Origin of the sequence: Paraglaciecola hydrolytica (assembly GCF_001565895.1) — a bacterium.
Lineage (GTDB): Bacteria > Pseudomonadota > Gammaproteobacteria > Enterobacterales > Alteromonadaceae > Paraglaciecola > Paraglaciecola hydrolytica.
In genome coordinates this window covers 90619-106741 of record NZ_LSNE01000001.1, presented here as the reverse complement: position 1 = coordinate 106741, position 16123 = coordinate 90619, and the positions used below count along the sequence as shown (strand labels likewise).

Genomic DNA, 16123 nt, shown 5'->3' with positions numbered 1-16123 from the left:
CATCATAATCGATATTATAACAACTTAACGGCTACCTCTTTCCCTGCAGTGTGTTCCACAACTGACTGACTAATTGGCCAGCCAAATGTGAGCGCGGTTATAAACTCTTGATCACGCTTTTTGAAACTTGAGTCGGGAGAATAACAAGCCTGCAATTCCAAACGACAACAAAATAAACATACCAGGTTCGGGGACGCTCCTTTGAACAACACTGAATCCAGTTTGCCTGAAATCTGCTAAACCTACTCGATTATCAAAATTTGCAAGCCCCGCAATACCCAAAATATTATCTGAATTAAATGTTAACTTTAGCGTGCTATCTGTAACAGCTGGAGGCAGGTTATTGATGCCAAAGCTAACAAAGTCAAAACTAATAAGTTCACCGGCAAAAACCGTAAACACGTTCAAACCAGGACTTCCTATGTACTCACCGATACCAAAACCTGAGGAGTTGCTAAGGACCCGAACACTGGTTGCAGATCCGGTAGCGTTGTCAAGTAGCCCTAATATTTCGCCAGTTACTATTCCGCCACCATTATTAACTGAGTTAGTAAATGAGAAGTCAAAAATAAGCGACGCTTGTGCCGTTCCGCCCCACAGGGTCAACATTAAAGCAGCAATTATATTTTTCATTTTTTTGTTCATTTTTTTCCAAACCTTATATAGATAATCCATCACTAATATTGATAAAACGCTGTATGTTTACGTGTAAAAGTTTGCCGACATCACCTCCAACAACAAGCCTAGGTTATGATGAATCTCGCACCGGAACTTGACCAAAGCATGAGCATTTCATGAATTTTGAGGATTACGGCACTAAAGAGCAGTTATCGAATTTAAAAAGGGTAATAAGAATTCTGCTGAAGCGTTAGCAACAGTATCTAAAGATTAAGCTTCATTTCAGTTTAACTAGCCCTTTCGCTTTTTGTATGCTCTACAGATAACTGACTGATTGGCCGGCCAATTGTGAGCGCGCTGATTAACTCACTATCAAGCTGATTGAAACTTGAGTCGGGAAGGGAGCCAAGTCCATCGAGTATCTTAGTAAAAAAACTACGCCCTGCGGCAATCGATACAATGTCAAAAATATCCTCATCACAGAGCTGGTATTCGTTTTTCAGCAAGGTGACATCGGCCTGTGTGATAGCAGAGGCATCTTTTGCAACTGCAGCTGAAAATTTGAAAATTGCCATTTCTGCGGCGGTAAGGTCACCTGATATCTCACCACGGGTAAGCGCTAAAAGGGCTTGTTTACCTATGATTTTCGCTAAGAGATTGCCATGTGCCATAGAGCATGATGAATGCTTAAGTGCATAGGCTGCCGCAAACGTCACCAATTCATAGCGACGACCATCTACGGGGCGTTTAAGTTCAGCCACCAGTCTTCCCCACCGTTCCATCAATGCTGGTCTATAACAAAATAACTTTGCATAATTGGGGACATAACCCCAATGATTTTCTTCTCGTTGGTACATGGCCAAGACATCTTCTTTTGCATCAGAAGCCTTTACGGTATCGATAAATGACATTGTATAACCTCCTATTAAACAGTCATTGAGCGCGGTTGCAGCCACTTTGGTAAGAATTCATAAGGATTAACACCATCAGCATTTTTAGGAGCGATACCTGCTTCACGAAGTAACTTTTCAGCGCTACCGTCAACCACCGCATCAAAGAGATCTGTGCAACCGCCTATATGTTTACCGCCAATATAGATTTGTGGGATGGTGACAGCACCAGTGTGATGGGCGAGTACTTCTCGAATTTTTCTACCTTGATCGTTTTTCTGAAATGCGACTGAATCTATATCAATGCTCTTAAATGGAATATCTAAGCGATTGAAGAGTTTGCGTGCAGACCAACAAAATTCACACCATTCAAGAGCAAACAGCACCACAGAATGGTTCGCAACGGTTGCTTCAACAAATTTACGTGCCTCTTCATCAATAGCAACAGGCGCTGCTTTGACGGCTGGTTTACTTGGTGTGCTTGAAACATCAAAGCGACAAGAAGCGGTCGAACGAGATAGCGCCAATTCCTCTTCATTCATATCTGTACTAATGTCATCGAACAGCGGGGTAGATAAGTAGCGTTCGCCTGTATCAGGAAGCATACAAACAATGTTTGTTCCAGGAGCCGAACGTTTAGCGATGATGAGCGCGCCAGCCAGAGTTGCACCGGCACTGGTGCCAACAAAGATCCCTTCTTTTTGAGCCAGTTGCCTTGCTAAATTCATCGCTTCGCTGCCAGAGACGGCGGCTATTTCATCGATCAATTGCTCAGACTGAGCTCGCTCTATTAAGCTTGATATAAAATCAGGTGCCCAACCTTGCATCAGATGCGGACGAAAGTTTGGATGACTCGCTGAAATATTACCGCTAGGATCTCGAGCTTGAGCAATTCCGCTAGCCAACATCTGCGAATTATCAGGTTCTACAGCAACGATCTTGGTTGTCTTATCCGCTTGTTTTAACCTTCGAGAAATCCCTAATAACGTGCCACCGGTGCCGAAGCCGGATACAAAGTAGTCTATTTTCTCTCCTGCAAAATCAGCCAAAATTTCAGCGGCTGTGGTGCGTGTATGGACATCAGGATTAGCGTCGTTGTCAAACTGTCGGCAAAGGAAGTAGCCATGTAATTCTGCAAGTTCAATGGCTTTTTTGAGCATACCGGAGCCTTTTTCAGAGGCTGGCGTTAATACCACCCTGGCGCCTAAAAAACGCATAAGCTTGCGTCGTTCAACACTACTACTTTCGCTCATTGTAATGACCAAGGGGTAGCCTTTTTGCGCACAAACCATGGCCAAACCAATACCAGTATTACCGCTCGTGGATTCAATTACGGTTTGTCCTGGACGCAATGTACCTGTTTGTTCTGCCTTCTCTATGATAGCAAGCGCCATTCTGTCTTTAACCGAGCCCATCGGATTAAATGATTCGACTTTGCAATATACATTGACGCCTTCAGGTGCCAGTTTCTGAAGTTTTATAATTGGTGTATTGCCAATGGTATCTAACACCGTTTCGTAACGAGCCATCTTGCTCTCCTTGATTAGTTGGCCAGATAACTGGCTAAGTGATTAGTAATATCACGAGCGTCGTCTTCGACCCCCATGATGTAACTGGACTTACGACGCCGCATTAGCGGCAGGCCCATAAAGTAAAGTCCGGGTTCTGGCGCAACACCTCCGTCGTGTTTCACTTGGCCCTTATGATCAAACACTGGCAACTCTAGCCAAGGGAGATCCGGTCGGTAACCGGTTGCCCAGATCACAGTATTAATTGCATTGCGCGCAAAACAAAGTGTTGTTGCTGGTGAATCACTGATTCGAGTATCAGCGAATGTCTCGGCTGGCGGTGCCTTACCTTGTAGCTTGGCATCGATATAGTCATCAATGCTGCCCAACAAACGCCGCATCTTGAGGTCAGCCAACATGCAGACATTTTTCAAAGAACCCGAAAACTGCGCAACCCCATTATTAATACCCATCAGTCGCCCGGTTAGCTGCACGTCAATATCGGTTAAGCTATTAAGGTCGAGTATTGCTTTGTGTGCATTACCCACTAGTTGTGGTGAAGGGATGTTACGACCACGGGCGATATCGTCAATCTCATTGTAGCGTTGATCATAAATACCCGTGAGCGAGAGCCATTCAGTGATATCTCGACCACGGTAATTTCGTGGCATGCGCACATGCTCACCCACGGCAAGGGTGACGTCTCGTCCAGCTCGTTTGAGTTCGTCAGCAAATTGTAACCCAGTGGCGGATGCTCCAACCACTAGTACTCTACCCTCTTGAATCTGCGCTGGAGAACGATATTCCAAAGGAGTAAGTTGTGTAACGGATGCAGGAAACTCTCTTGAAATAGCAGGTACTTTGGGTCGAGCACAAGCGCCAGATGCCACTATTACTGCTCGCGCTTGCCAATCTCCTTTAGTGGAAGAGATAGAATACAACTCGCCATCCTTACGTACCTTAGTGACTTTAGTATTAGTCAACAAAGGTGTCTGTGAATGCTGTGCAAAACCTTCAAGAAACGCGACCAATTCTGCGGCCTTCATGAAGCCATGGGGGTCGCTTCCCTTATAAGCAAACTCCGGTAAGCGCGTCTGCTGATTTGTGGTCAATAGCCGAAGAGAGTCCCATTTTCGGTCCCGCCAAGCTTGCGCTACGTCACCCCGTTCCATCACGAGGTGACGCAAACCTTGCTTACTCAGTAGGTGGCTCACCGCTAACCCAGAATGACCAGCACCTATAACACAAACGTCTAGTATGCTGGAATGTTGAGCTGCGATGTTTTCGACTTGGTTCACGAGTTAACTAGAACGTGTACGTTAGTTGGGTTGGTGATTGTATCGAACACGGCTGAACGCTTTTGTGATTGAGCGACTAACGCTGCAATCTCATCTTCTGAGGCATCAGCATCAATGGTGTATTTCACCGTGATACTGCTGAATCCGTTGCGAATATCAGAATCGACTCCCAGAATACCTTGTAAATTTATCGGCGCTTCGATAGCGGCGGTTACTGAGTGAAGTTGGATTTTTCTGTGTTCAGCGACGGTAGCAATACCCGCGGTTAGACAACCGGCAAGACCAACCAATACCATTTCTGTAGGTGTTGAACCGATGTCTTCAGACGCGAAGATTTCAGGATGATCGGTGTCATATGAAAAGACTTGACGGTGACTTTGCTCTTGGCCAAGACCAAAAAATTTTTGCACACTAGTCTGAGTATGTGTCCCTTTTTTCCAGGTGCTCTGTGCACGCCAAACAAACTGTGCTGCTTCTGGTGCCGCCGTAAAAGCTTCGCGTGCTCCAAGTAATGCTTCTACATTTACGCCGTTGGTAAAATCGACCGTTACGTTATTCATGATGTTTTCCTATTCATATTGAGGATGACGACAGAATTGTCGCTGTTCGATGTACATCATTGCGGAATGACTGATAAATGTCGTGACGAATGGTTGACGATTTCATGACGATTATTTGACTATTTATAAATATCAATTAAATCAATACATTAAGCTGCTTTTTATTTTTAATAAGGAGGTTTATTGATAAAAAGGTAACTAATGCCAGCAGCATTTTTTAGTTGATTTGGCTTAATCATCGCTGCAAATCAACAACTAACATAGTCTGATTGCATTAACTCTCGCCAATGAGAGAACCACTAATATTCATGAAATAATCAAGCTTTTATCAAGTCTCAATGCTCATTTCCGCTTAATCTGCCCTCTGGTTTGACCTTGTCCAGACTTCAAACTAGAGCCACAAACGGCGCCATTACAAAAGATTGAGATGTAAGCCGTTATGATTAACGAGCAAAGAGTGAGAGCTATCAAAATGAATCCAGACCAAATTAAATTAGTACAAGAGAGTTTTAAAAAAGTTGTTCCTATTGCCTCAGAAGCCGCGGAATTGTTTTATGGAAGATTATTTACCATAAGCCCTGACCTAAAGCCTCTTTTCACGGGAGACATCAAAGTGCAAGGCACTAAATTAATGAAGATGTTGAGTGTTGTTGTGAGTGGTCTGTCTAACCTTGATACACTCTTACCAACGGTAAAAGCATTAGGCAAACGCCATGTTGACTATGGCGTGACTGCAGATATGTACGGCGCAGTTGGCGAGTCACTTTTATGGACGCTAGAACAAGGATTAAGTGAGGCATTTACACCTGATGTTAAAGAAGCGTGGACAGCTGCATACCTCACCCTGCAAACAGTGATGTGTGATGCGGCCTATTCAGAATCCATTTAACGAGATTGTTTTTAACTAGAACGAGCCCAATTTCGTTCAAAGATAGAGCATAATTTTTAAAGTCTGTATGAAATGATCGCGTTTTCTTCAAGTTTCAATATTTATTTAGTCCTAAGCTTAGCTTCTGAAACGTTCACAGCCCGTATCTTTTTTGGATATCTTGCTGAAGCAAGTCGAAATTTACACAATAGAGAACACTAATTATGTACACCACTGAAGAGTTTGCCGAACAGGTAATAACTGATGTAAGCGCCACCCTTTCTGGCGTAATGACCAGCATAGGTAATAAGTTGGGGCTCTATAAGGCAATGGCGTTTGCCGGGCCGTTAACGTCCACTGAACTGTCACAAAAACTAGGATTAGCAGAGCGTTATGTTCGAGAATGGTTAAACAATCAGGTCGCTGGAAAATACCTGACATACGATAAAAACAATCAATCTTATGAGTTGCCTGATGCTCATGTACCCGTATTAGTTGACCAGGAGAGTCCTGTATTTCTTCTGCCCGCACTCGAGGTTGCGGCTTCACTTTGGCACGATGAGGAAATGCTGATAAAAGTGTTCCAGACTGGAAAAGGTATCACATGGGGAGCGCATAACCACAAATTATTTTGTGGCAGTGAAGCGCTTTTTAGACCCGGATATAAATCGTTTTTAGTTAATGACTGGATAGCCGCTATGGACGGAGTAAGCAAACAGTTAGAGCAAGGAGCATTGGTCGCAGATATTGGTTGTGGTCATGGTGCGTCAACCATAGTGATGGCAAACGCGTTTCCTAAGTCAAAATTTTATGGCTTTGATAACCACGCTGAATCGATAAAGACGGCTTTAGTTAGAATCGCTAGTGAGCCCGCAAAATCCAATACTGTATTTGAAATTATTGATGCGAAATCTTACCCAACAATAGGGTTTGACTTGATTTGTTTCATGGACTGCTTACACGATATGGGGGATCCTGTGGGTGCGGCCAAACATGCACTTAAAGCGCTGAAACCCGGCGCCAGTTTATTGCTGGTTGAGCCCGCAGCCGGCAATAATGTGGAAGATAATATAAATCCTATCAGCAGGTTATATTATGCAGCGTCCACAGCTGTTTGCACGCCATGTTCGCTCTCACAAGATGTTGGTATTGCCCTTGGAGCTCAAGCCGGTCAATGGCAATTGTCAAAAGTTTTAGAAGAAGCCGGTTTCGTTGATATAACCAAAATCGCAGAAACGCCTTTCAATATCGTCATTCAAGCTAAACGCCCATGAGCCGAATAAAAGGAAGCAGCAAAATAAGTGCACGTTATAAACCGATATTTGCGTTGTATGGGACTGCCAGATGTGGACAACCTGCTCAAAATGTTGCTCATTCCAATTTCGTCAAAGGTGCTATCAGTTCTGCTGAAAATGTTGAGCTTAAGTGTTGATTTACTTAGATTTGTTATAGATTATGAGCTTTCAGAGCTAAGGTGATTTTGTCTCGCATTGCCCCTGGATTAAAAGGCAAGGCTCTGAAAAAGTAATCTGAGGTCAAATTCGGGTTTCTTTTTTTCGCTCTTGCGGCCCAACTTGCAGCCTCTTCTTTATATCCAGCGAGTGAGCTACCAATACATGCCATAACGTCCATCATCATCAGTGCACCGGGTTGTCGCGCGGCTTTATTGGTCCAAATACGGGCTGACTCGTAATCGCCAGCAGCAATGTATGACCAAGCTCGCACCCCATAAAAACCATATAAAAGCGGGTCGAGTGGACTGAGTTCAATTGCCGAAGAGGCATCTTGGTGGCCTGTACTAGCACTATCATCGTTCGACATAAGCGATGCTAATCCATGGGCATAATATGCTTGTGCAAAATTTGGATTAACGGCTAACGAACGCTCTAACCAAGACAAACTATCTTCAGGCGAGCCTATTAACCAATAACATCGTCCCATAGCAAAATTCGCAAATGCATCTAGGGGATCCAGTTCAATACTTCGCTCGGCACTTCTTTTGGCAGCAATTGCTGCCACAGCAATATCAATACCTGGATAGCGATTAAATGCATTCTGAAAATGGCAAAATGACAAACCAGCGTGTGCTCTGGCAAACGAAGGTTCTTTAACGATAGCGCTGCTAAACAAAGCCTCTGCTTTTTTGTTATCTAAAGCAGTAAATCGATATAGATGGGCCATGGCGAGATGATATGCAGACCAAGCATCAAGGTTTTCAGGGTCTTTTAGTTGTGCCCTTAAAGCTTCAGTAGATGAGATTTGCACTTCCAACATAGCGACTACTTGATTGACAATACTGGTTCTTAATTCGTGTATTTCATCTAGTTTACCTTGTAAACGTTCCATCCAAATCACATCGTTAGTTGCAATATTACTTAGCTCAACATTTAAAACTAATGTGTTGTTTGAACATTCCAAATAACCCATTAAACAGTATTTTGCACCAGTTTGAGAGACGATGTTTTCGTTCTTTGAGTCCGAACCAAATTGAAACGAGGTGGCTTGCGAAATGACTCTCATCCAGCGTAACCTTGATAACCCAAGAATAATGTCAATGACAAATCCACTTGGCAGTATTGCGTGTGATTCTAAAAATTGATTGCTGGTAAAAGGCAATACAATGATTGATGGCTTTGTATCTTGATTTTCGAGGGGGGGTATCTCTTGCTGATGCGGCAGCGGAGAATTAGATAGGGTTTCTAAAGCATTATCTGTGGAGACTTTAGCTATAAATCGAAATCCTCTTCCATGGATAGTTTTAATATATTTCTGATCATTACCATTATCTCCTAAGGCCTTACGTGCAACCTTTATTCTGCTGGAGACAACAGTGTCTGACATCGGCCGACCATTCCAAATTAAATCAATCAGTTGATCTTTACTTAGCACCACATCACGATTTTCAATCAAGGTCTTGAGCAATCTAAATACTTGCGGTTCAGTTGCAACGAGTTCCTGATTTTTGCGCAACTCTAAGGTGTTGGTATCAAGTAAATAGTCGTCAAATATATATTTCATTCATCAAACTCGGTTCAAAATCCACATCAATGTTTTAAATCAGATAAATTTAAACGTCGGTTTTATAGTACATAACCTGCTTAGACTATCTGCAATGAACGATAAATCCAACCACTAATGGAGGGCGTTCTTTTTTCACAATCGAGAGGTTGTTCAGGCTTAAAGCTCGTTTATAGAACGTTTGTAACGCCACCATTTTTTATAGCACTTTGCAAAAAGCCACTTCTTCAGTGTTATCGATATGCTGCATAAACTCATGATTGACCATAGCTGGCTGCTGCATTGGGCCCATGTGACCCAAACCGCTAAGCGAACGTAACTGACAATCCGGGTATTGTTTAGCCAATAGCTGACATATTCGCTTTGCAATGCTGACCGTATGACTACCGTAAAAGAGATTCAACGGTCCTGCGTATGGCACAGATGTGTTGGGGTTTTCCAACTCAAACAGCGCGTCATTAAAATCCTGACTAGCAACTTTGGCAAAACCCGCCAAGTGTTGTTGCGTTTTAGTTTCCATGTTCCGCCATTGCTGTGGTCCCATCCAAAAGCTAATAAAATGCGCCATCGCGTCAAGGGGGCTGGAATGACTAACCCGTTTGGCCAACAATTTAACTGCCTCAATATGCTCAATATCTGCATCTTGTCCGCTGTTGGCTAATACCGTTATCACCGTCGGTTCATAAATACTGACGCTGATAAATTTATCAGGTAGATTTTCAGCCAATCTTAGCGCCATCGCACCGCCAAAAGAATGGGCCACTAAGTGCATGGGCTCGGCGATGCTGTGCACCAGCTCAATGAGCGGAGCAATACGCTGGTTTAAACCCACCCCCACTGTTATTGGCGTTTGACCATAACCCGGCAAATTGGGGCAATACACCTTACGCTTGTCAGCGTTGCTTTGCGCTAAGGCCTGCCATTGAGCGCCACTGCTGGCGGTACCGTGTAAGGCCAGTATTGGCGCAAGTGTGTGTTGGTCATCAATTACGGGGGATTTCATGGCTTTCTATTCCTGTTAAAAAGGCTGCTGAATTAAGCGGCGCTGAGCTTGGTAGTAATGACTTGGTTGGAGCAACAGCTGTTCCAGACTCATTACTACGCGGAGCGCGATTAGCGAAAAAGTAGTAAAACAAAGGCGTTAATAACAAACCAAACAAGGTTACACCTATCATCCCGGAAAATACCGCAACCCCCATGGCCTGACGCATTTCCGCGCCAGCACCGCTGGAAAATACCATGGGTACTACACCCATAATAAAAGCGATAGAGGTCATTAATATCGGACGCAGTCTGAGCCGTGTGGCTGCTTGAATGGCTTGCAAACAAGAGTAACCCTGATCTTGCTGTTCTTTGGCAAATTCGATCATCAGTATGGCGTTTTTGGTCGCCAGCCCCACCAGCACAATTAAACCAATTTGAGTAAAAATATTGTTAGTGCCACCATGCAGCCACACCCCACTTAAAGCTGACAACAGGGTCATGGGAATAATTAAGATTATTGCTAATGGCAAACTCAGGCTTTCGTACTGAGCTGCTAACACTAAAAACACCAAAATGATAACGATGGGGTACAACAGCATTCCTGCGTTCCCTACCAATTTTTGTTGATAACTTAGCTCCGTCCACTCGTATGTCATGCCATTGGGTAAGGTCTCAGCCAAGATCCGTTCCAACGCAGCTTCGGCTTCACCGCTGCTATAACCCTCGGCTGGAGCGCCGTTTAATTCAGCAGTAGTAAATCCGTTATAGCGCATGACACGATCAGGTCCTGAGCTATGTGAGACCTGAATAAAGGCACCCAAAGGGATCATCTGTTGTTGCTGATTACGTACTTTCAATTGTTTGATGTGTTCTGGCGTTTGGCGAAACTGTTCATCTGCTTGCAAATTGACTTGATAGGTACGCCCAAAAAGATTGAAGTCATTGACATACACTGTGCCCATGTAAGCTTGCAAAGTTTGAAACAGTTCATCTAAAGAAATTCCCAGTTGCTTGGCTTTAACACGGTCAATGTCCACATCGATTTGCGGTACATTGACTTCATAGCCTGAAAACAAGCCTGCGAGCTCCGGCGCCTCTGCGGCTTTTTGCATGACCTCGCTGGTTACGCGAAATAATGCATCATATCCATAATTGGCGCGGTCTTGCAGTTGTAAACGGAACCCGCCAATGGAGCCCAAACCCTGTACTGGTGGCGGCGAAAATATCGCGATAAAGCCTTCATCAATAGCAGCAAATTTTTCGTTTAAAGCGGCAGCAATGGCACTGGCTGACAAGTTGGGATCTTGTCGTAAGTCAAAGTCATCTAGGGTGGTAAAAACAATGCCACTATTTGCGCTGGAAACAAAGCCATTAATGCTGACGCCCGGAAAGGCCACAGCATGTTTTACACCCGGTTGTTCCATCGCGATACGCGACATTTCGCGGCACACTTCTTCGGTACGTTCCAGTGAACTGCCATTGGGTAACTGGGTAAAACCAACCAAATATTGTTTGTCTTGAGCAGGTACATAATCGGTCGGCGTTACACTAAATTGCCAGCCTGTCAGGACTAACAGCGCCAAATAGACCACAGCAACAATACCGCCAAAACGAATGATTTTTTTAACTAATTGGCTATAACCTTCAGTCAGGCGCATAAAAAACTGATTAAAAGGCGCAAATATCCAGCGGCCAAATAGCGTGTCCATGCCGCGGGTTAAAGCATCTTTAGGGGCGTGATGATCTTTTAATAACAGTGCTGCCAGCGCCGGACTTAAGGTCAACGAATTCAGGGCTGAAATAAAGGTTGAAATGGTAATGGTTAAGGCAAATTGTTTGTAAAATTGCCCGGTCAGGCCACTCATAAATGCGGTGGGAATAAACACTGCCGCCAATACCAGCGTTGTCGCGACAATCGGCCCGGTAACTTCTTGCATGGCTTTGCGCGTCGCGGCAACCGGGCTTAAGCCAGTGGCGATATTACGTTCAACGTTTTCTACCACCACGATGGCATCATCTACTACTATACCAATCGCCAACACTAAGCCAAAAAGCGACAAGGCATTGAGTGAAAAACCCATCAGGTGCATAAAGACAAAAGTACCAATCAATGAAATTGGCACGGCTACCAGCGGGATAATAGAGGCGCGCCAAGTTTGTAAAAATAGTACAACCACAATGACGACTAACAGCAGGGCTTCGGCCAATGTTTTTAACACTGCATTGATAGACCCTTTAACAAAAATGGTGGTGTCGTAAACGATGTCGTAACTGAGGCCCTCTGGAAAATTCTTGGCGAGTTCAGCCATTTTAGCCCTGACGTCAGCTGAAATTTGCATGGCATTGGAGCCTGATGCCTGAAATAAAGGCATCGCTACGGCCGATTTATTATCCAGCATTGCGCGCTGAGCATAACTCGAAGCACCTAGCTCTACTCGAGCAATATCTTTCAAACGGACGAGCTGCCCCTGCTCACCTACGTGTACGATAATGTTTTCAAATTCAGTGATCGAACTCAGGCGACCTTGCAAATTGATCAACAATTGAAAGTCAGCCTGTCCACTGGGCTGCACACCTAAACTGCCTGCTGCCGCTTGTTGATTCTGTTCACGAATGGCGGCTATCACCTGACCTGGTGACAAACCTAATGCGGCTACTTTGTTGGGGTCAAGCCATACCCGCATGCTGAATTCGCCCGCGCCAGATAAGATGACCGAGCCAACACCTTCAATCCGTGTTAGTTCGTCTTTTACATTGAGAGCAGCATAGTTAGATAAATACAGCATGTCGTACTGATCATTTGGCGAAGTTAGATGCACCACCATCATTAGGGTAGGCGCTGATTTTTCAGTGACCACACCTAAACGTTGCACATCTAGAGGTAAACGTGGTTTAGCGCGATCGACCCGACTTTGAACTTCAGTTTGCGCTTGATTAACGTCGGTGCCCACCGCAAAGGTGATAGTAAGTGACATTTGCCCATCGGAAGTGGCCTGTGAATACATGTACAACATGTTATCCACACCGTTAATAGCCTGCTCAAGTGGTGCAGCTACCGTTTCCGCAATAATTTTAGGGTTGGCACCTGGATAGTAGGCACTCACCACCACAGTAGGCGGCACCACTTCGGGATACTCAGTTATTGGTAGTTGCCACAGCGCTAAACTGCCAGCCACCACAAAGAACAGTGAAATAACCGCTGAAAAAATCGGGCGATGAATAAAGTATTGCGAAAACATAACAGACTCCTAGCCCCGATTGGGCTGGCGGTTGATTTGCGCTGTGAGCGCAACACTACTTTGCTCAACACGTTTTTGCTCATGGCGGATTAAGCTGAGCGTTTCAATGCTTGCCATATCGACTATTTTTGGAGAAATGTGCATGTTGGCGCGCACGCGTTGCAAACCATTAACGACAATTTGCTCATTGGCGTTTAAACCTTGTTTGACAATACGTAATCCATTGATTTGTTCACCCAACTTTACGGCGCGATATTCAAGCACATCGTTGTTGGCAACCAGCACAAACTTGTTATTCAAATCGGTGCCTATCGCTTTTTCGTCAATTAATATGCCCTGATAAGCGTCACTGCCGTGCAATTTAATATGAGCGTATAGACCAGGAATTAGAATATGTTCGCTATTATCAAAACTGGCGCGCAAGCGAATGGTACCAGTCGTTTTATTTACCCGATTATCGACAAAATCTATGTGCCCTAAAAAGGTAGGTTGTTCAGCGTTAGCTAGAGAGAGGTAAACCGGATGAGTCTGTCCATAAGAATCACTCGCCCATTGGTTGGCGCCGACTTGCTGGCTATATTTGAGGTAACTTTGCTCATCGACCTCAAAATACGCATACATTTTATCTAAGGACACCAAATGGGTCAGTTGACTTTCTCCGGCTATGACATAGTTGCCTGCAGTAATTAAGGCATAGGACACCCGTCCGCTAATGGGTGCGGTGATGCTGGTATATGACAGGTCTAATTGAGCTTTATGTAAGGCCGCAGTGGCTGACCTAACCATTGCTCCGGCTTGTTCCTGAGCAGCCTTACGATTATCGAGCAACTCCGCCGAAATGGCTTGTTTGCTAGACAACTGTTCCGCTCTTTGAAAGTTGTTGCGTGCTAAACGTGCAGCGGTTTGTGCACTGCGCAACTCAGCACGTAAACGAGCGACTTCGGCATTAAAGGGCGCAGGATCAAGCTGGATCAACAACTCACCCTGTTCAACAAAAGTCCCTTCTTTAAAATGCACTTGCTGAATATAACCAGACACTCTTGGCATCAGCACCACGGTATCGGCCGCTTGTAATCGCCCAGTAAATTCATCCCATTCACTAATGCGCTCACTGACTACTGCAGCGACTTCAACCGTCGGCGCCTCTGATGCTTTAGCGCCTTGTGCTGAGGAGATACTATCATTACTGCTTTCTTGCTTCGTACAAGCCAAGAGCGCAAAAGCAGCACAACTGACTATAACGAAATCTCTAATATTGATAGACATGTGACTGCCCCTTAATTGACGATAAGGCGTTTAAGGAGCATGCGACTTTTTTACCAGCCTTGTTGCGCAATCTTCTGCTCACCAGTCCCAGTAATCCCAGACCAAAGATAATTGAAGATGAAGGCTCTGGCACATCGACAGCGCGAAATGCAATTTCGCCAATAGAACAAATATCGTAACTTCCCTTTAATGCTCGGCAACCTGAAATATCTAGGCGCACGTATTGTACATTTGCGGTTTCAAAGCCGAACACTTCAGGCAAGTAGCGGTAGTCTGCGTAAGGTAAGTTTTCGTCAAAATAATTATCTGTTGGTAACAAACCATCAGCCAAGCTGAAAAAGTTATCACCATCAATCGACCCCAAAAGATTAAAGGTCGCAATGCCAGCAGACTCCTCATTCCACAATGCTAAAGCATTCATCCCTACTATTCGCCCTAGGTCATATGTAACGCTGGTAGCAGTGTGAGCACTAAACCATTCATTGTTGTTGTAATCGCTGGTGTGAAAAGGGTTAGAGGCGATATAACTATCAAAATCCGTAATATTATCTTGATAGTTACTGTATAAACCCGCTTGGTTATAAGTGTTGGTGATATCATTGTCTACATCCACATAGCCTGGTCCGGCGTTGATAGTGGCACCAATTGCGCTGATAATTGGGCCTGCATAAACTGGAGTTGCAGTAACCACCGTTAAAAATATCGTTATACAAGTTGGTATAAATTTGTTGCTGTACATAGTGTTTTTACCTTATTCCATAGTATCGGGTTGCTGTGTTATCAGTCCGCCATAAGCTCTATTAGTTTTTCTTGCTGTTTGATGTTTAAGGTTTGTTGCACAATCTTGTTCAACTTATCTAGCCTTTTGTTCAACACTGCAATTTGTATCCGAAATTCCATGATTGACATTTCTGTCGACATTGTTTCGGTCAACTCCTCTGCCGGCCATTTATAGGTATTAGGATGTTGTAAATTAAAAGCATGATGAGAATTCATGTAAAACTCCTTAAAAGTAATATTTTTACCAATAATATGGTTATTAATAAGTAGTGATAGCTAGGGTTTATCGTTAATTTATCTAGCACAAAGCAACTTTTCTCTTGTGTTAAATTGCAAACAAAGCGTAATCAAATGACCCTGCACAAGCTTGAAGGAAGCGTGATCATTTGCTGATTTTTTTTATAATTTGAGCCTACTAAAGTGCTGTCTTTATTATCTCGAACACATTGCTCGGCTTTGCTCATTTCGCTACATCCTCGCTAAGCAACTTGCTGCCTAGTATCACTGGGGCGTTGCCAGGTATAAGGCTTAAAAGCGTCGTCAAGTTCAACGCTAAGTGAATTACTGACATAGTTAGTAAACGTTTTAACGCAAATGCCCATCACCAACTCCAAGAACTGCGCTTTACTAAAGCCTGCATTAAAGAAGTGCTTGATCAACTCGCTAGACACCCTTCCCTTGCCTTGAATCAGTTGGCGCACGGTATTGGCCAACACGTTAAAGCTTTCAATTTCGGTGGGTTGTTGGTCACGCATGTCTTTAATGATTTTGTTAGAGATATCCAGATTTTGAGAAAATGCCGTGTGGCCAGCGACACAATAAACACACTCGTTTGTGGTGCTGGTGGCAAGTAAAATAATCTGCTGCTCTTGGGCACTAAAAGACGAGGCGTTAAACGCACTATTTAAGGCAACTAAGCCTTGAAGCGCGCATTCTGACTCCGCTACAAGGGCAAAAATATTCGGAATAAATCCAACATTATCTTGAATATTGGACAATATAGAGGCAGCGACATCTGATGCTGTTTCTGGCGTGTGATAATCAAAGTTAGTCATTTTCATCTCTTCTAAACAGTTTTTAGATTGAGTAATGAT

At 44.1% G+C, this 16123-nt stretch carries 14 protein-coding genes; 2 read left to right on the top strand and 12 right to left on the bottom strand.

Going from position 1 to position 16123, the window contains the following annotated elements:
• Positions 1 to 111: 111 nt before the first annotated feature.
• From AX660_RS00465 to AX660_RS00445, 5 genes are all read right to left on the bottom strand, one after another.
• Positions 112 to 645 carry a PEP-CTERM sorting domain-containing protein gene (locus tag AX660_RS00465; protein ID WP_068370877.1) on the bottom strand — a complete coding sequence of 178 codons (534 nt, stop codon included), beginning with the start codon at positions 643 to 645 and terminating at the stop codon, positions 112 to 114.
• A 260-nt stretch (positions 646 to 905) separates the two neighbouring features.
• Positions 906 to 1529 carry a hypothetical protein gene (locus tag AX660_RS00460; RefSeq protein ID WP_068370876.1) on the bottom strand — a complete coding sequence of 208 codons (624 nt, stop codon included), beginning with the start codon at positions 1527 to 1529 and terminating at the stop codon, positions 906 to 908.
• Between the two features lie 14 nt (positions 1530 to 1543).
• Positions 1544 to 3037: a cysteine synthase A gene (gene cysK, locus AX660_RS00455; protein ID WP_068370875.1), complete on the bottom strand. Its 1494-nt coding sequence runs from the start codon at positions 3035 to 3037 to the stop codon at positions 1544 to 1546.
• Between the two features lie 14 nt (positions 3038 to 3051).
• Positions 3052 to 4314 carry a flavin-containing monooxygenase gene (locus tag AX660_RS00450; RefSeq protein ID WP_201027375.1) on the bottom strand — a complete coding sequence of 421 codons (1263 nt, stop codon included), beginning with the start codon at positions 4312 to 4314 and terminating at the stop codon, positions 3052 to 3054.
• On the bottom strand, positions 4311 to 4874 hold the full coding sequence (locus AX660_RS00445) for an OsmC family protein (RefSeq protein ID WP_068370873.1): 564 nt from the start codon (positions 4872 to 4874) through the stop codon (positions 4311 to 4313). The genes AX660_RS00450 and AX660_RS00445 overlap by 4 nt, the downstream gene beginning before the upstream one ends.
• Positions 4875 to 5313: 439 nt before the next feature.
• On the opposite strand from AX660_RS00445, the gene AX660_RS00440 reads away from it, so the two are divergent.
• Together AX660_RS00440 and AX660_RS00435 are read left to right on the top strand one after the other, a co-directional pair.
• Positions 5314 to 5763, top strand: coding sequence for a globin family protein (locus AX660_RS00440; protein ID WP_235594623.1), 450 nt, complete (start codon positions 5314 to 5316; stop codon positions 5761 to 5763).
• A gap of 203 nt (positions 5764 to 5966) precedes the next feature.
• Positions 5967 to 7016 (top strand): class I SAM-dependent methyltransferase, encoded by a 1050-nt coding sequence (locus AX660_RS00435; protein ID WP_068370868.1) that lies wholly within the window; start codon positions 5967 to 5969, stop codon positions 7014 to 7016.
• Positions 7017 to 7188: 172 nt separating this feature from the next.
• Here AX660_RS00435 and AX660_RS00430 read toward each other — a convergent pair whose 3' ends face one another.
• From AX660_RS00430 to AX660_RS00400, 7 genes are all read right to left on the bottom strand, one after another.
• A complete protein-coding gene (locus tag AX660_RS00430; protein ID WP_068370865.1) occupies positions 7189 to 8760 on the bottom strand; it encodes a winged helix-turn-helix domain-containing tetratricopeptide repeat protein in 1572 nt (523 codons plus the stop codon).
• A gap of 199 nt (positions 8761 to 8959) precedes the next feature.
• On the bottom strand, positions 8960 to 9763 hold the full coding sequence (locus AX660_RS00425; protein ID WP_068370862.1) for an alpha/beta fold hydrolase: 804 nt from the start codon (positions 9761 to 9763) through the stop codon (positions 8960 to 8962).
• Positions 9744 to 12983 (bottom strand): efflux RND transporter permease subunit, encoded by a 3240-nt coding sequence (locus AX660_RS00420; protein ID WP_082768670.1) that lies wholly within the window; start codon positions 12981 to 12983, stop codon positions 9744 to 9746. The genes AX660_RS00425 and AX660_RS00420 overlap by 20 nt, the downstream gene beginning before the upstream one ends.
• A gap of 9 nt (positions 12984 to 12992) precedes the next feature.
• The gene (locus tag AX660_RS00415; protein ID WP_068370859.1) at positions 12993 to 14249 is read right to left on the bottom strand and encodes an efflux RND transporter periplasmic adaptor subunit; all 1257 of its coding nucleotides are present in this window, start codon (positions 14247 to 14249) and stop codon (positions 12993 to 12995) included.
• Complete coding sequence (locus AX660_RS00410) at positions 14233 to 14988, bottom strand: PEP-CTERM sorting domain-containing protein (protein WP_068370855.1); 756 nt, start codon at positions 14986 to 14988, stop codon at positions 14233 to 14235. The genes AX660_RS00415 and AX660_RS00410 overlap by 17 nt, the downstream gene beginning before the upstream one ends.
• A 41-nt stretch (positions 14989 to 15029) precedes the next feature.
• Positions 15030 to 15245, bottom strand: coding sequence for a hypothetical protein (locus AX660_RS00405; RefSeq protein ID WP_068370851.1), 216 nt, complete (start codon positions 15243 to 15245; stop codon positions 15030 to 15032).
• 263 nt (positions 15246 to 15508) lie between these two features.
• Positions 15509 to 16084: a carboxymuconolactone decarboxylase family protein gene (locus tag AX660_RS00400; protein ID WP_068370848.1), complete on the bottom strand. Its 576-nt coding sequence runs from the start codon at positions 16082 to 16084 to the stop codon at positions 15509 to 15511.
• Positions 16085 to 16123: the final 39 nt, after the last annotated feature.

Excerpts from the sequence above, each read along its gene's own strand:
- AX660_RS00465 (WP_068370877.1), bottom strand. The coding sequence starts at position 645 with ATGAACAAAAAAATGAAAAATATAATTGCTGCTTTAATGTTGACCCTG.
- AX660_RS00440 (WP_235594623.1), top strand. The coding sequence starts at position 5,314 with ATGATTAACGAGCAAAGAGTGAGAGCTATCAAAATGAATCCAGACCAA.
- AX660_RS00445 (WP_068370873.1), bottom strand. The coding sequence starts at position 4,874 with ATGAATAACGTAACGGTCGATTTTACCAACGGCGTAAATGTAGAAGCA.
- AX660_RS00435 (WP_068370868.1), top strand. The coding sequence starts at position 5,967 with ATGTACACCACTGAAGAGTTTGCCGAACAGGTAATAACTGATGTAAGC.
- AX660_RS00430 (WP_068370865.1), bottom strand. The coding sequence starts at position 8,760 with ATGAAATATATATTTGACGACTATTTACTTGATACCAACACCTTAGAG.
- AX660_RS00410 (WP_068370855.1), bottom strand. The coding sequence starts at position 14,988 with ATGTACAGCAACAAATTTATACCAACTTGTATAACGATATTTTTAACG.
- AX660_RS00400 (WP_068370848.1), bottom strand. The coding sequence starts at position 16,084 with ATGACTAACTTTGATTATCACACGCCAGAAACAGCATCAGATGTCGCT.
- AX660_RS00460 (WP_068370876.1), bottom strand. The coding sequence starts at position 1,529 with ATGTCATTTATCGATACCGTAAAGGCTTCTGATGCAAAAGAAGATGTC.
- AX660_RS00425 (WP_068370862.1), bottom strand. The coding sequence starts at position 9,763 with ATGAAATCCCCCGTAATTGATGACCAACACACACTTGCGCCAATACTG.
- AX660_RS00415 (WP_068370859.1), bottom strand. The coding sequence starts at position 14,249 with ATGTCTATCAATATTAGAGATTTCGTTATAGTCAGTTGTGCTGCTTTT.
- cysK (WP_068370875.1), bottom strand. The coding sequence starts at position 3,037 with ATGGCTCGTTACGAAACGGTGTTAGATACCATTGGCAATACACCAATT.
- AX660_RS00420 (WP_082768670.1), bottom strand. The coding sequence starts at position 12,983 with ATGTTTTCGCAATACTTTATTCATCGCCCGATTTTTTCAGCGGTTATT.
- AX660_RS00405 (WP_068370851.1), bottom strand. The coding sequence starts at position 15,245 with ATGAATTCTCATCATGCTTTTAATTTACAACATCCTAATACCTATAAA.